Source organism: Flavobacterium sp., assembly GCF_027484205.1.
GTDB lineage: Bacteria > Bacteroidota > Bacteroidia > Flavobacteriales > Flavobacteriaceae > Flavobacterium.
Window position 1 is genome coordinate 1 of record NZ_JAIXUB010000022.1, and the last position, 16348, is coordinate 16348.

The following is a 16348-nucleotide window of genomic DNA, read 5'->3' on the forward strand; positions in this document are numbered from 1 at the left end:
AAGTTCCTAAAAAGTAATGATTTTTTTTTTTTTTTTTTGCAGATATATGACCCGCGCACCAGTTGTGGGCGTAGCACCACCAACTGGTAACTGCACCAGTTCCTTATTATGTAAAGTTTCACGTTACACTTGCACCATTAATTGATGCGTAATCTTGTAGTATGAATGGTAATTACATAGACATAACTCCTTATGAGGCTTTGGAAAGAATGAGACAACTAACAGATGTTGGCGTTACGTTCTCCTTTAGTTTTGAATCGCTTAACAAAACGCAAGCTTCTTCGAAAGGATTAGTAGTAGTTAGTAGAGCTATTCTCAGACAAGGTTTGAGAGACGACCAAAGTAACTTATCACAACAGTTAGTAGGTTATAAAGATTTAGATCAAGATGAAGCTCCTAGATTCTTTCACATACCATTGCTGATGACTTTTAACGAACACAAAATAAAACCATAATTATGGAAGTATCTTATGAACAGGGTGGAGCTATCGTATCTACGCCTAAAGTATCATTCACTTATCAGGTTGCAGAAACTCCTAGAGACTTTGACAGAAGGTCTAGCAGTAGTCTTGATGCTTTAAGATGGAATAATATTCAGAATCATATTGGTGAATATATTATCTATCCTTACGGTACTAATAATGATTTACCTCAAATCATTGCAGATATAGTACATAATAGTTATAATGTGCCGGGGTTTCTAAAGAGAAAGACTGAGTTGCTTTGGGGCGCTGGTCCTAAATTATATATAGATAAGCTTGAGAATGGTAAAGATACTCGTGTGCGTGTTAACAATTTTAAGATTCAAAATTGGTTGGATTCTATTGATTTTGAAAAGAAACTACTACAGGCGTGCGTTGACTATCAGCATATTCAGGGAACATTTACAAGGTATGAATTGAATAAAGGTTCTCGAATCGGTAAGCCCTTTATAGCAAATCTTCATCACGTACAACCAGATAAAGGAAGATTAGCTCGTTTACGTTCTAATACCAATTTAGACCCCACACATGTTGTAGTTAGTAATTGGAATTTCAATCATATCAATGCTGTTGCAGATAGTAAAGCCTATCCTTTATTTGACTTTAATAAGCCATTTGCAAATGAGAATAGCATCTTGTATTCTAATATGTATTCTTTTTGCAGCGATTACTATACAGTACCTGATTTGTATGGTTCATTAGAGTGGATTAATCGTTCTACTGCTGTGCCTCTTATATTTAAAGCATTTGCTAAAAATTCAATGAATTTAAAGTATCACATTATTTCACCAGCATCTTATTGGGAAAAGAAAAAGCAGGAACTTCAAGCTTATCATAAAGGGGACTATAGCGATAAGATGCTTCAAGATTTAGAAAAGAAAATCCTTGATCAGTTTGCTGATGTTTTATCAGGTGCTGATAACGTTGGTAAATATTTGCATACAACTGAAATTCTTAAAATGGTTGGCCACGACCTTGTTAAAGAAGGTTGGGAAATTAAAGTACTGGACCAAAAGATTAAAGATTTTGTTGAGGCTCAAATAATGATTTCAGATAAGGCAGACAAAGCTATATCTGCTGGTGTAAATATTCATCCTGTATTAGCTAACATTACTGATTCTGGGCGTGCCAATTCAGGTTCTGAACAAATCTATGCATTACTAAACTATCTTAATACTGGTGTGGATATTCAAGAAATGATTATCTGTAAGCCTTGGAACTATGCTCTTAAAGCTAATTTCCCAGACGACAATGTGAAACTAGGTTTTTTTCATAATGTTCCAGAAGTGCAACAAAATACTAATCCTGATAATAGGTCAAAAAACAATCAATAATATGAAATTATTATTCAACATTACAGATGTAGAAATTTCTGCTGATGAGATTAAATCATCATTAGGATACACTGATGCCGATTTATCATTTAAAAATCTGCTTCCTGATATCAATTCAGCAACTACTTTAGTTAGAAAAGTTATTTCTAGAGAAGTTTATATGCATATCTATGATTTTTACAAAGATAATTTAGAAGAAGACGGAACTTACATTTATGATTATGAAGACATCGAGTCCAATATACTAAGACAAACAAGATATCCAATCCTTGTAAAGGCTTATTCATTATTTGCACCATCGAATGATATTTCACATTCAAATGAAGGTCGACGAGCTCGTACATCAGAAAATGAGAAACTACCTTGGCAATGGCAAATAGATGCAGATAACAAAGAGCAAGAAAAACGATTTTACCGTGCTATGGATGATCTTATCGATTTGCTTGATGATTCAATGCCTGAAGGTTATCAAGGAATGACAGATGAACAAAAGAATGCCACTGTTTATTACAAATGGATTAATAGCGCTGCTTACAAGGAACTGAAATCATTATTCGTCAATTCTATTGATAAATTTAATAAAGTCTTTACAATTGAATCAAGTTTATTGCTACACAAGCTAGCTGCTGGGTTACAAGAATGTGAAGAGTTTGAAATCCTCTCTCGTATAGGTAAAGAGAAATTTGAACAATTGAAATCATCCGAACCAATCGAGGATCCTAAAGATGTTCAATTATTAAAATTAATTCACACTGCTTGCGTGTTTTATTCATTGGCGTGGGCTATTCCAAAAATGTCTATTACAATATTTCCTGAAGGAGTTCTTCAGTATCAAGTTTCAGATAGAGCTAATACAATTGCAAAAAAACCAGCGATTGGTAATGAGCACGAATACGCTATGCAATCATTTGCCAAATCTTGTCAATTGGCATTGTCCCTTATTGAAGAGTTGGTTAAGACGGAACCTGAACCATTAACAGACCGTCCGCCTTTTTTTACTCCTACGGATGATTGTGCACCAGGACTATATTTATAAATCAACAAATCAAAATATTATGAAAAAACTACTTCTAAACATTAAGCAATTCTTTTATACACTTTGGCATATTAAGACCTATCTAAAATGGAAGTCCTATGAAAGAAAAATAAAAAAAGGTATTCTGAATAAGGAGCAAGAAAAAATACTTCTTCTTCGTGAAGCAAGTAAATTAATTCCTCCAAAAACTAAAAAAGGAAAATCCGAATTCATTCCGTTCTCACCAACCACCAAAGCGGAAATCAAAGCAATGATACTTTTTGAATTTGGAAAGAAAATGAAAATATTAGGAATGAGAATTACTGATAATTTAGAGTTTGTATAATGCATATCATCGAGACTGATACACTAAAAAGATATATTCCTGCTGACTTATCCGAATGCGACAGTCAGCAGTATATTGATATGTGCGATCTTCTTTTTAAATTTCATACACACCAAATTTCTTCAGACGAGCTTCTTACCCACGCAGTATACAAACTAATGAATATGAAACCTTCAAAAAGTAGTGTCGAGGCGGATGAGTTGAATAAAATGGGAAATATTTCCCTGATTAAAGAATTACTAGAGGAATCTTTTTTTGAAAAAATTGAAATTGAAGGCGGTTATGATTTGAAAGTAATTCAGAATTATATTGATAATCCGGTTCCTAAGTTTCGTCCTTCTTGGCGCACTTATTACGGTCCTGATGAAATGTTTAATAATGTCAAAATTGGAGAATATACGGATGCTCTCAAATTGTTTTTAAAATTCAATTCTACGGGAGAATTAGAAACATTATATGAGTTTGTAGCGACACTTTATCGTCCGAAAAAACCATTTCATTTTATATTTAAGCATTTAGTTAATTACGATGGTGATTGTCGTGTCAAATACAACCCTAACCACGTAAAAAAGAGAATTAAATCATTGAAGTATGCACCCATCGGTTTTATTTATGGAGTCTATTTATATTTTGCGAGCGTTCAAATTATCATTTCTTCAGGTCAAATTGAGTGGGGAGACAAGACACTTGATTTGTCAATCTTGTTTAAAAGTGATGAAGCTCCTATTGCTATTGATGCCGATGACATCGGTTTGGATTCTATTGTTTTCGCAATGGCGGAAAGTGGAGCGTTTGGCGATTATTCTAAAGTTAAGGAAGCTCCTTTTTGGGATATGATGATTAAAATGTATGATTCCAGGATAAAACATTTACAACAAAAAAAATTAGAAGAAGATGCTAAAAGTCAACAGCCTTCGTGAGTTTATAGTAGAGATTAAGGCGCTCATTCCCGAAATAAAGTATGCTCAGGCAATTATTTCAAATAAAGAATTTGTGAAGTTTCTTGAGGAAAGAAAATCTTCAGACAATATAATGATGTTTGCGGTGATTCCAGATCATAAACCATTTGGTAGAGAAGATGCTACTGAATATACTAATTATCTTCAATTTTTCTTTTTGAATAAATCACCAACTAAAGACCTAAAGCACGACCAAAAGCTTGAAATATTTGATAATGTTCAAACTACTGTTCAAACTTTTATCGATTTATTATTAGATGCCAAAGCTGGTGATGTTGAAGAGCTTTCTAATTGTGGTTTATTATCGAAATTAGACGAATCAAGTATTGAGATAAAAGCTTTTTTTGATGATGTGCAATGCAGGGGTTATGAAGTTTTTTTTGATATTATAACTTAATTATGAACGTGCTAGAAAAACGACAAAATAGGTCTGAAGAAATTCTTCAAGGCAAATTTATTAGAAAGGTTCTGGAAGAAACTTCGCGCGATATCCAAAAAGCTCAAAACCAAAGAATGAGTTCTTTTCGTTCTGAATTTTGGAACAATCGCCAGTACAAAGTTAGTGATGGCCAGTTAGTGCACATGCACGATAAGCGTCAGCGTTTTGTTGATATGAGAACCAGAGCCGATAATAAGGGCAACAAAAACAAGAAGAAAAGTTATGTCGTGCATAACCGGATTATTTGGGGACAATATAATAACCTCACTAGAGATTTAGCTTACGGATACACAGATGCAGTTAAAGATGAATTAAGGAAATTAGAAGAATAATTCTAAATAATTAGTGTTTACAATATTTGCAAATATTTGTAGTTATTATTCTACAAAAATTTGAAAGCTATGTCAAAAAAAAACTCTAAACGAAAACTAAAGGCAGCGCGAAAAACTTTAAAAATGTGGTACAAAATTCTGCTTGAATCACCGTTAATGAATGATGAACTTGATAGAATTGAATTCCGTGATGCCTTAAAAACAATCAAAGATTACTCTTAGGAGTAATTTTTTTTTATATTTGAAATCAACTTTAAACACATTTATATGAAAAAATTATTCTTAGTATTATTAGTAGCTGCATATAATTCATTTGCACAGGAGTTACCTACTAACGCTGATGGGAAGATAACCTTTGAAGAAGTAATAGAAGTTCCGAACAAAAATGCGTTGGATTTGTACAAAAAATCACTTGAATGGTTTGCTATTAAATATAACTCAGCAAATGATGTCATCCAATTAAAAGATGAGGACTTAAAAAAGATTATCGGAAAAGGAACTCAAAGTATTCCATATTATATGAGAAGTCCAAAAATATCTCATTTAATTACTGTTGAAGCAAAAGAAAATAAAGTTAGAATTACTTTAACTGATTTAGCTTATGAAGATTCAAGCGATAGTTTTCAATTAGAAAATTTCCCTAAAGGTTGGTTTGGCAAAAAGAAGCTTTTCAATACCGTTAAAGATAAAACTCTTTTTATTATTGCTGATTATAAAAAGTATATGCTTAATGATGCAAATTCTAAATGGTAATGAAACCAATCTACAAAAATAAATATTCCCTAATCTTTGGGATTTTGTTTCTAATCATTGCTGTTATTATTCAATATTTTTTTGGCAAAAATTCTTAAGTGTGCAGATGCACACTTTTTTTATGTGTTTTTTTTGTCACACAGATTTATATTTGTATGTTTGTCTCGCTAAAATATTTAAAGGGACTTCAAAATACACTTTTTTAAAGTAAAAATAAGCGAACCCTCATTACGGTGAAAGGAATGGAAACTATCCTTAAATCTATCCTTTGGATATTTTAGCACACCTAAGAATGGGGGTTTCGTGCATCTAATATTTTCGATTATGCTAAAAGAAAATCAGGACCAAGACAAAAAGTTACTAGATTTAGGCTGTAACTTAGTAACGTCATTTAAAATGACAGAACCAAAAGGTTTGAAAAAAGTTAGTAATTTTTTTCAAAAACAGTACATTGAACTTTCCTACCATCAGGATTTTGAAGACAACCAGTATCGCGAAGAATGGGTAAACAATCTAGCTTATCTTGAAAATTTCACTAAGGCTTTTAAGGGCTATTCAAGAAAAGAAATTGATATCGCATTAGATACTGCATTTAAGGTTTTAGACAAAAATCGTCAAAATGTGATGCAAGGAAAGGAGGTTGAAAATGCCTAAGCCAGTACTTACCTACCATTATGCCAATAAGGTCACATTAACTACGAAAACCAAGGATTTTAAAGAATCGATTAAATTTGTTTTAGACCGTAAAGAACCAACACAATTCACTCCTTACAAAATGGTTGCTGAAAGCACAGGTGTCACATTTTATTTTGACGAAACCAAATTTAAATCCTTTATTGAAGGAAATTATACTGAATCTGAAATTTGTGAAGCAACCAGATGTGAAGGTTTATTTCGTAATACTAATGATTATGTTATCAGTAAGGACGATATTATCGATAAAGGATCACTTTGGAAACTTATCGACAAACATTATGTTTTAGTTGATGATGATAGGTTCTTAGCTTTTAAAGCTCCAGTTGATGGATTTATAGAAATATAATCATACTTTTTTATGATTATAATAATATTTTTGTATGTTTGCGGTGTTGTTCTACCACCAACGTGTAAGATATTGGTTTAGTTGTAAACCTTAAGAATCCCTTAAAGTGTGTGGTAGCACTTTAGGGGATTTCTTTTTAATAATGATTTTTATGAAAAAATTAGAATCAAAAGCACTAGAATTTATCTATCAAGATGTAAAAATTCATTTTTTGTTATCTCAAGATGAAAACGTAATGGTTAATGCTACCGAAATGGCAAAAGCATTTGGAAAAAGAACTGACGTTTTTTTAAAAACCGATGGAGTTAAACAATTTATTAATTTGTTTCAACAAACACCAAATGGTGGTCGTTCAGAAATTAGAGCAACAGAAAATAGAGGTCATGTTGGTATTTATTTTCATAGAATTTTAGCAATAAAATTTGCTGCTTGGTTAGATACAGAATTTGAAATTTGGATTTACTCAAAAATTGATGAAATTCTCTTCGGTCATTACAAACAACATTGGGACAATCACATTAAACAAGAAGATGCAAAAGAGCGAATGGAAAAAGCAAAAAGTAAACTTTTGTTAGAAGCAACTCAAGAAGATGCAATTGCATACTTTGAAGCTGAGAAAGAATACAAAAACGCCAAAAATGAAAAGTTAAAAGCAATTCAATCACAATATAAGTTATTTGAAAACCTATAAAAATTAACTTATAAGTTAATTTTTATTAAATTTACTAAAATTCCTATTGGGTGACTAAGAATAGGAAATCGATTAAAAAAGCACAAAAAGCCACTTTTTCTAAAAAAGTGGCTTTTTTCACGTTACAACTTTTTTTTTCACATTGTCAGAGCTTTGGTAAAATTTCAGACCAATGGCTAGAACGATCACCGACGAAGAAATAAAATTATCCATTATAATAAATGGAAATCCCGCACAAAAGCAACTTATCGATTTAGAAAAAGCGACTCGAAAATTAACCGAGGAAAACAAAGCTCTCAATATTGAGCGCCGTAAACTTGAGGCGCAAGGAAAAAAAGATACTGCCGAATATAAAGCTTTGACAGCTACTATAAAAGCCAATACCAAAGAAATTGATAACAATAAGGCTTCAATGAAAGAACTGCAAAACCAAATTGGTTTAACAGGTCTTACTATCGCTCAATTACGAGATAAAGCCAATCAATTAAAAATGACTTTAAAAAACTTAATTCCTGATAGTGCCGATTTTAAAAAGTACGATGACGAACTTAGACAAGTTAATACTCGTCTGGGTGAGTTAACAAATAAGGCACAAGCGTCAAAGTTTTCTTTATCATCTATAGCAGATGGATTCAATAAATATGCTGCATTAGGAGCTTCTGTTATAGCTACCTTAACAGGCGTTGCTTTATCCATTCAAAAAATCATTGATATTAATGGTAAGTTATCCGATGCTCAAGCCGATGTTATGAAAACTACCGGAATGACAAAAGATGAAGTCGACGAGTTAACCAAATCATTCGGTTTATTAAAAACAAGAACGCAAAGAATAAATCTTTTAGGTATTGCTGCTGTCGGTGGTGAATTAAATATTGCTAAAGATGAAATTCTTGATTTTGTTAAAGTAATGGATAAGGCAGGAGTTTCTTTAGGAGATTCATTTCAAGGTGGTCCAGAAGAGGTTGCCACGAAATTAGGTAAGATAAAAACTATTTACTCCCAATTAAAGGATGCTTCTGTAGAAACTGCTTTTGAGAGTGTTGGTTCCGCGCTTAATGATTTGGGAGCGGCAGGAAATGCAACAGCCGAAAATGTTGCGGATTTTGTTACACGAGTTGGAACAATGCCTGAGGCATTTAAACCAAGTATTGCTGTAGCACTTGGACTGGGTGCTGCATTTGAAGAGACAGGATTGAATGCTGAAAAATCAGCATCAAACTATAGCAAGGTTATTACTATTGCTGCAAATAATATTGAAGGTTTTGCCCGAGTTATGAAAAAACCTGTTAAGGAAATGGAAAATTTAATGAATACAAATACTAATGAATTTTTTCTACAATTTTCTGAATCAATAAAAGATTTAAAACCAGTTGAATTAGCAAAAGTATTAGATAGTTTAAAGTTAAATGATAATGAAGTTAAGCAAGTTATTTCAGCAGCTGGCAAAAATGTAGATTTGTTTAGAGAGAAAATTGATTTAGCTAATAATTCATTAATTGATGCTACTTCATTAACAAATGAATTCAATATTAAAAATTCAACTTTAGGAGCAACTTTAGATAAAATTAAAAAAACAACATCAGGTTGGTTTTCATCCGAAGAGTTTATAAAATGGTTAACTTCTGCTGTTTCTTGGTTGGCTAAATTAATTGGTGCTACAGATGATACAGATGGAAGTGCAAAAAGAATGCGCGATAGATTTATGTTCTTAGTGAAAGTTATTGCAATTGTTGTAGTTTCATTTATATCATACAATACTGCAATTAGATTAACTGCTATTTGGACAAATGCTCTTTCAACTGCAACTACAATTTTAACTGCAATTCAAAATAGAAGTGCTGTAATTACAGGCTTGTTAAGAAGTGCACAATTACTTTTGGCTTCTTCATATTATGCGATTACTGGAAATACAGTAAGAGCTTCTGCCGCAATGCGATTATTTAATGCAACCGCATCAGCTAATCCTATTGGATTAATCCTAACTGCAATTATTGCTGTAGTAGCTGCAATGGCTCTTTTTAGTAAAGAAACTACTAAAGCAAGTAAAATACAAAAAGACTTATCCGACATTCAAACTGAAGTTGCTAAAAGTATTTCAAAAGAAAAACAATCTTTAGAATCTTTAGTAAAAATTGCTCAAGACAAATCGCTGTCAGACAAAGTTAGAACTGATGCTATAAAAGAGCTAAATAGAATTTCTCCAGAATATTTAGGAAACCTAACTTTAGAAAACATTAGAACAATGGATGCTAAGAAAGCCATTGATTTATATGTTAAAAGTTTAGAGAAAAAAGCAGAAGCACAAGCTATTTCAAACAAACTTGATGAAATAGAAAGCGAGTTATTGGATACTAAAAATAAAACAAGTAAAGATTATAATTGGTGGTCAGATGATGTGATAGATGGAGTTAAAAAAGCCGTTGGCGCTAAAGTTGAAGTTTTCAAAGATCGGGCAGATATTGAAAAAGCAGCCGCTGAAATTTTAGGCATGCAAGGTAAAAACATTAAAAGAATTATTGATAAAACTACAGGTGAAGTAACTGGATATAGTGACAAAAGATATCAAGCAATGGTTAACTCATTAATGAGTAAAAAAGGACTAGATCAAAAAGAGAAGGAAATTAGAGAATTAAATAGTAGGAAAAACTCTTTGCAAGAAGATCAAAAGAAGATTATAGCAGAAAATTTAAAAAATGGATTGAATATAGACGGAACTAATTTAGATGATACTACTACTGTAACAGGTGGTGATCCAAAAACACCAAAGAAAGACCCGAACTCTACTCAAGAAGAAATCAATCGTCTACGTGTTGAAAATGATGCGTTGTACAATGATATTCTATTGAAAAATCGTCGTCAATTAGAGGATGATAAGATAGCCGCTATGCAGGATGGATATCAAAAAGAATTAGCCATCGAAAATCTACGTTACCAACGTGAAGTTGATGACTTAGAACGTCAAAAAGTTCATACTGAAGAAATGGCTAAGATGGACGAAGAAATTTCTAAAGCTAAACAAGCTGGTGATATGACTAAGTATAATGCATTGATTGCCATTAAGAATGAATGGAAAAAAAGAAATGAATTAATTGACGACCAAATTAATGCTATTCAAGAAGGTAAGCTAAAAATCCATAATACTAAATTAGGAATCATCTATGAAAATGCTGAGAAAGCACGAATAGAAAAATTCCAAAAACAATTTGAGCGTCAAAAACTTTTACGTGAAACTGATTTCAACAATCAGTTAGCTGCTTTAGGCGATAATGAGGTAGCAAAGGCAGAACTAAAAAAAGCTTACGACGCAAAAGAGTTAGAACTTACCGAAAAGCATTTACAAAAATTAGTAAATCTTTATAAGGCGAATGTAATTTTAGATAATTCTTTTAACCTACTTACACCAGCGCAAAAGGAGAAGTTACAAAGTGATTTAGACTTTGCATTAAACGCATTATCCAAAATTAAAGCCGCCAAAAATGGTGAAGCTGACAGAAATGATTTAAAAAATGCTGCGCGATCTGTTTTTGGTCAAACTGATGTTTTAGGCTTTACCGCTAATCAATGGGAGTCTACATTCAATAATCTTAAATCACTAGAAAATCAATTACAAGCCGTTAATATGGTTGTGACTGGTTTGCAAAATCTATGGTCTACCTACTCCAATTTTCAAACAGCATCCGAAAATCGAAATCTTAAAACTTTCGAGGTTAATTCTGATAAAAAGAAAGCACGGTTAAAACGTCAACTTGATGCAGGTTACATTAATCAAGCGACTTACGACAAACAAATTAAGCGAATTGACGATGAGTATGAAAAACGAAAGCTTGATATAGAATACAAACAAGCTAAAAGAGAAAAAGCTCAGGCGTTGTTTGGTGCGATTGTAAATACTGCCAAAGGTATTACAGCAGCGATTCCAAATCCTTTTTTAATGTCATTGGCGGCGATTGTTGGAGGTTTGCAAATTGCGACTATTGCAAAACAACCTCTTCCTGCTCGTGGTTACGAAGAAGGTCTGTACCCAGTGAAGCGTGAGCAAGACGGAAAGATTTTTCAATCTCGTTTTGGTGGCACTACCAAGTCAGGTTTAGTCACTAAACCAACTTATTTCCTTACTGGCGAAAATGGACCAGAAATGATTATCGATTCACGTGCTTATTCGCAGATATCACCCGAAACTAAAAATGCATTATTACGTGAGCTTCGAGGAATCAAAGGATTTGAAAATGGTTTGTACAATCAAAGTGCACAACGATTTGAAGTTCCAGCTTCCAGTCCATCTTCATCGGGTTCTTCTAGTGATGAGGCATTAAAAATGAATGCTCTTGTTATGGCTGAAGTTCTTGATGTATTAAAAGACTTGCGCGACAAACCAATCAAAGCATTAGTAGACAAAGACGATAAGCGCTCAATGAAAAACATTAAAGAAGGCGTGGATGATTATAACGATTTTAGAAACAAAAATAAATTCTAATGAACTACAACCAAAAACAAGTTTTTGACATTCCAATGGCAAACAACACAATCGATTTGCTATTTTTCTTAATCGAATCCTACGCGACCAAAAATCAAATTGAAGACATCGATTTAACGAAATATTTTGCACTTTCCGGCAAAGCTGCCAAAGTTTTGCAAGGTGGTTCTGTGACGTCAGTCAATAGCATTACCTTAGTTACTAACCAGCAAAAGATTTATAACATCATTGCCATTATAGTAGACGATATTGATAGTAAAGAGACTTTGAAATTCAAAAATAAAATCACTATTGAAAATTCCAATTTCTTTATCGAAATACACAATTTGCTTGATGTATTAAATATAACGTCTATTGATGGCGTTATAGTGCAACAACTAACCGAAATTCCTGAAAAATTACTTGTATGATAACACTTTCACAACCACAATCATTTCAGCCAACACCGAGCAATGGTTCGATTTATCAAAATTGGGGACCAACAAATGCCATTTTGAATTTGTATTACAATCCAACTGCAGGTTTGATACCTAATCCATTTGCAATTGATTTCAAACTAAAGGATGTTGTCAATACTGCTTTGGCGGATATATACAATTCTTTCCGGTTCTACGTGACTCATCCAGTTACACCATCGTCACCAAATTGGTTGACTAATGATGCACTTCCAGCATCAGGAGTTTTTACACCTATTACTGAAGCTGCTATAAGTATATACACTAACTTCAATTTTGAAAATTTGAATTTACTTACTACTGGCAATTATCAGTATAAGTTCTTGTTTAAAATTCAAGGTGAAAATGATTTAGGCAATTTTGTTGATGTTGCGACTTATCAGTATACAATCAATTTAGCTGTTACCAATGATGTTGTGAGCTTCACTCCTTCTACTTTGAATTTTAATTATTTTCCAAACACTCCACTGCCTAGTCAAATTGTTACAATGAATGGCTCAAATTGGACATTAGTGGCATCGATTTTAACAGCAAACGGTGCGCATTTGGAATTATCCTCATCAGATCCTGGCGTTACGTTTGGAACTGATATTTTTAATGGTCAAGAAATTCAATATGCGCAAGGAAGTGGTACTAAGGAAATATCCGTAGCATTGACAGATTATTATGATGGAACAATTGAACCACAATATTTAAGCGGTTCAATGGGAGTTCTTGCAGGTACTACAATTATATCGGGAATTCCTTTTGAAATTAATATTCTGTCAGTTCCTGATTTAGTTCCATCTCCTAATGTTTTAGATTTTTTTGGAATAGTTTCAATACAGGAACCAGTTCCGGCAGTTGTAAATGTTGCGTGCCCTTCTCCAATTTCTGAAGTAACGCATTCTCCTTGGTTAGAAGTTTCTAATGTCGGAAATCAGTATACAGTTACTCCGATATCAACTAATTCAATGTCGGCTGCAGATTATGTCGGGTTTGTGAAATTCAAGGCTACAATTAATTCTGTTGTAGTCGAAAAATCTGTAGTAGTGAACTACAAGCTGTTGAATTTTTTGTCTAATCCTTATGCCAATGGAAGGAAGGCGTTCACATTAGATGTAGATTTCTTTGAGTGTTTCACTGCGACTGCAGCAACCTATTTTCAGATTAATGCTGAGTTGAAAATCTTTGACTTTTTTGCGACAACATTTAAGACGGTTTTAATTCCATTAAAAATTGTTCCATTTCAGGGCAAAGCTAAATTTAATATTGGTCAGAACATCCATCGTTTGATGAGTAGATTTACTGTGCCGACCGAAGCGCTTTTTCAGTATAAAATCGCAAACTTAAATTTGAACGTGCAAGAAAAAAGAATTAGCGATGATTCTCTTGTGCGTGAAAAAACATTACCCAATATTAATTATGTCGCTGGAATTGGCTCTGAAAACACTACAGGTCTTGAGATATTAGCATTTAATAATAAACCGACTTCGGTTAAAAAGAATTCAATTCATTACTTAAATATGTTAGTTAAAGCCGGAACATACGCTTTACACATTTTCAAAAATGGAACATTGGATAGTTCGGAATTGCTACCAAATGCTAATGATTTTATTCTTCAGAAGAAAATTAGTTTTCAAGACTACAACCAGGGCGATTTAATTAAAGTTGTATTATCAGTTCCTGATCCAACTATAGAAATAGCTTTTCCTCAAGAAAAAATATTTTATATTGTTCCTGATGGTCCACAATCTAATTTGATTGAGTGGGAAAATGAATTTTTGCTTTTAGACGCAATAAATTGCACCGGAGAATATTCAATAAAAACTGAACTCGAAGTACAAGAAAATAAGCTATACTCTAATTTGGTTGAGCGATTAGAGCATATTTCAAATACTTCATCTATTAAACTTGCAATTAATACAGGTTGGCTTATCAAAAATGATGTTGATACTATCGAGAGCTTGATGCGCTCAAAGAGAATATGGCTTACGGCTGAAGATTCAAAAATAGAACTTCGACCAGCTACCAAAACTTTATTAAAACAAGATACGCAAAGAGAGTTAATTGAATTTACTTTAGAATTTACTATCAATAAATCATCCAATGAGAAAACTTACACATTCTAAGTTTGAGTTAGATTTGTCTAATTTCAAAATATCCGATACCGATGAAAACTCTTGGTTTTCGGATAGTTTTTTTACGCGCTACAGTTTCCCATTTGATATTGATTTAGAGGATGATTTAAATAAGGCACTCGATTTTATCGACCACCACAACTCTAACCCCGAAACTTATTATGAAGTAATGTACACTCATAATAATTTCATTTCAAAGGCTATTTTTGAGGTGGAGCAGCTTCAGCAAAAATTAACTTGTACTGTTAGATTCGGGTTTGAGAGTTTGCCAAGTTTTGGCAAAAAATTGGCGGATTTATCTCTAGATAAATTCGTATTGCCTGTAGGAACCAATATTTATCAGCACGCTAATCTAATAGTTAACCAATCGTGGCCAGATGTTAATTATAATTTTCCGCAAGTACACACGGATAAATATAATACGGAAGATCCGCAGTGGAATGCTTTTGAGAAAATCATTAATAATAGGAAAGATGGCGACTTTCTTCAAAATGAGGTTAATGAAATTGAAGAGGCTACTTATAATAGAAATATTATGCAGCCACTTCCCTATTTTCTTCATATACTTCAACGAGGTTTCATTGATGACGGTTATGTTTTAGCTGGTCAAATTCTTGACGACGATTTAATAAAAAAAGCTACTCTGTTCGGAGATGTAGATTATTTTACTACCATCCAAAATGAATCGATATTCATTTATAAAATGGTTGAGGATTTTACTGCAACTGGAACCATCGTTTCTCAAGGAACTTTCAAGCTTGAAGTTCCATTTGTGTTTACTGGATCAACACAATATGATTTTGTTGTTAATCCAACAATTCAAACCAAGCAATTCTTGTTTAGCCAAAATTTACCAAATAAGGGAAAGTATAGAATTTCAGGACAATTTTCGTACGTAAGAAATGCATTCATCGATACTTATTTTAGAATTAAATATCGCGATATCATAATTTTTGAATTTAAAAGAAATAAGCAGTTTTACCAAAATGAGTTCGATGTAGTGTTTAGAGGAACTATCAGAAACCAACCAATTGATATTACATTCGAAACTTTAGCTGATTTGAATGCTGATGAGCTGACATTTGATATTTATGGTTCAGATACTTGGATAACTGAAACTAATATGTTGGATATCTCAATAGATATGATTTATCTAAATGACCAGTCGGGTAATCCACAATCAACTATTATTAATAGAAATGAAGTTGACCTGAAGAGAGCGGTTCCGGATATGCTCTTCGATGATTTCGTTAAAGGAATTAAGAACTGGTTTAATTATGATATCACAAAAGTTATCGGAAATACTATCTATATGGATAGAATTGAAGATAGTGTAAATCATAATGATGCGTTGGATTTTTCAATGTTCGAAGTGAAATATCCTGTTCGGAAATATAGCAAAGGAAATTCATTTCTATTAAAATTTTCAGATGTAGAATCTAAAGAGTTCACGTATCTACCGGTATATCAAAATCAAAATTCGGTTGAATCAGCAAATTTTAAAATTGATGATAAGACAACACCAATAGAAATCAACGCATTGCCTTTACCGCATACTTCTAGAAATGGAGTTCAAACTGCTTTTGCATTTGAAAACAATAACTCTAAAATGTATCTTGTGCCTTATGATGGATTGGTTAATAGTAATAATTATTCGCTACCGATTAATGATTACTTGATTCCTGCAGTGCATAAAAAGTATTGGGAAAAATGGTTTGATTTTAGAATTAATTCTGTCAATTATATATGGAGCTTCAAATGCTACGTTGACAAACTAAATGATCTGACAACTAAATCCAAAATTCGAGCGTATGAGAATACACATATTTTGAAATTAGTAAACAAAACTGAGTATGCACCCGATCAATTTGATGTTGAATTTGATTCCTACACGGTAAGAGTTTAA

At 32.7% G+C, this 16348-nt stretch carries 15 protein-coding genes; all 15 read left to right on the forward strand.

Annotated elements, in window-relative coordinates; all coding sequences use genetic code 11:
• The first annotated feature begins 161 nt into the window (after nucleotides 1–161).
• The 15 genes from Q0049_RS09920 to Q0049_RS09990 all read left to right on the forward strand — a co-directional run bounded on the left by Q0049_RS09920 (nucleotide 162) and on the right by Q0049_RS09990 (nucleotide 16348).
• On the forward strand, nucleotides 162–455 hold the full coding sequence (locus Q0049_RS09920) for a hypothetical protein (protein ID WP_298119277.1): 294 nt from the start codon (nucleotides 162–164) through the stop codon (nucleotides 453–455).
• A gap of 2 nt (nucleotides 456–457) precedes the next feature.
• Complete coding sequence (locus tag Q0049_RS09925; RefSeq protein WP_298119279.1) at nucleotides 458–1816, forward strand: hypothetical protein; 1359 nt, start codon at nucleotides 458–460, stop codon at nucleotides 1814–1816.
• Nucleotides 1758–2852, forward strand: coding sequence for a DUF6712 family protein (locus Q0049_RS09930; RefSeq protein WP_298119281.1), 1095 nt, complete (start codon nucleotides 1758–1760; stop codon nucleotides 2850–2852). Before Q0049_RS09925 ends, Q0049_RS09930 begins: the two co-directional genes overlap by 59 nt.
• A 19-nt stretch (nucleotides 2853–2871) precedes the next feature.
• Nucleotides 2872–3177, forward strand: a complete 306-nt coding sequence (locus tag Q0049_RS09935; protein WP_298119283.1) for a hypothetical protein — start codon at nucleotides 2872–2874, stop codon at nucleotides 3175–3177.
• Between the two features lie 164 nt (nucleotides 3178–3341).
• Nucleotides 3342–4097 (forward strand): hypothetical protein, encoded by a 756-nt coding sequence (locus Q0049_RS09940; protein WP_298119284.1) that lies wholly within the window; start codon nucleotides 3342–3344, stop codon nucleotides 4095–4097.
• Complete coding sequence (locus Q0049_RS09945; protein ID WP_298119286.1) at nucleotides 4072–4533, forward strand: hypothetical protein; 462 nt, start codon at nucleotides 4072–4074, stop codon at nucleotides 4531–4533. Before Q0049_RS09940 ends, Q0049_RS09945 begins: the two co-directional genes overlap by 26 nt.
• Before the next feature lie 2 nt (nucleotides 4534–4535).
• On the forward strand, nucleotides 4536–4907 hold the full coding sequence (locus tag Q0049_RS09950; RefSeq protein WP_298119288.1) for a hypothetical protein: 372 nt from the start codon (nucleotides 4536–4538) through the stop codon (nucleotides 4905–4907).
• Nucleotides 4908–5174: 267 nt separating this feature from the next.
• Nucleotides 5175–5660, forward strand: a complete 486-nt coding sequence (locus tag Q0049_RS09955; RefSeq protein ID WP_298119290.1) for a DUF4468 domain-containing protein — start codon at nucleotides 5175–5177, stop codon at nucleotides 5658–5660.
• 324 nt (nucleotides 5661–5984) lie between these two features.
• The gene (locus tag Q0049_RS09960; protein ID WP_298119292.1) at nucleotides 5985–6314 is read left to right on the forward strand and encodes a hypothetical protein; all 330 of its coding nucleotides are present in this window, start codon (nucleotides 5985–5987) and stop codon (nucleotides 6312–6314) included.
• Complete coding sequence (locus Q0049_RS09965) at nucleotides 6307–6702, forward strand: hypothetical protein (protein ID WP_298119293.1); 396 nt, start codon at nucleotides 6307–6309, stop codon at nucleotides 6700–6702. Before Q0049_RS09960 ends, Q0049_RS09965 begins: the two co-directional genes overlap by 8 nt.
• Nucleotides 6703–6853: 151 nt before the next feature.
• Nucleotides 6854–7393: a KilA-N domain-containing protein gene (locus tag Q0049_RS09970; RefSeq protein ID WP_298119295.1), complete on the forward strand. Its 540-nt coding sequence runs from the start codon at nucleotides 6854–6856 to the stop codon at nucleotides 7391–7393.
• Between the two features lie 172 nt (nucleotides 7394–7565).
• The gene (locus tag Q0049_RS09975) at nucleotides 7566–11867 is read left to right on the forward strand and encodes a phage tail tape measure protein (protein WP_298119297.1); all 4302 of its coding nucleotides are present in this window, start codon (nucleotides 7566–7568) and stop codon (nucleotides 11865–11867) included.
• Complete coding sequence (locus tag Q0049_RS09980) at nucleotides 11867–12277, forward strand: hypothetical protein (RefSeq protein WP_298119299.1); 411 nt, start codon at nucleotides 11867–11869, stop codon at nucleotides 12275–12277. The genes Q0049_RS09975 and Q0049_RS09980 overlap by 1 nt, the downstream gene beginning before the upstream one ends.
• Nucleotides 12274–14433, forward strand: a complete 2160-nt coding sequence (locus Q0049_RS09985; protein WP_298119301.1) for a hypothetical protein — start codon at nucleotides 12274–12276, stop codon at nucleotides 14431–14433. The genes Q0049_RS09980 and Q0049_RS09985 overlap by 4 nt, the downstream gene beginning before the upstream one ends.
• A complete protein-coding gene (locus Q0049_RS09990; protein ID WP_298119302.1) occupies nucleotides 14411–16348 on the forward strand; it encodes a hypothetical protein in 1938 nt (645 codons plus the stop codon). The genes Q0049_RS09985 and Q0049_RS09990 overlap by 23 nt, the downstream gene beginning before the upstream one ends.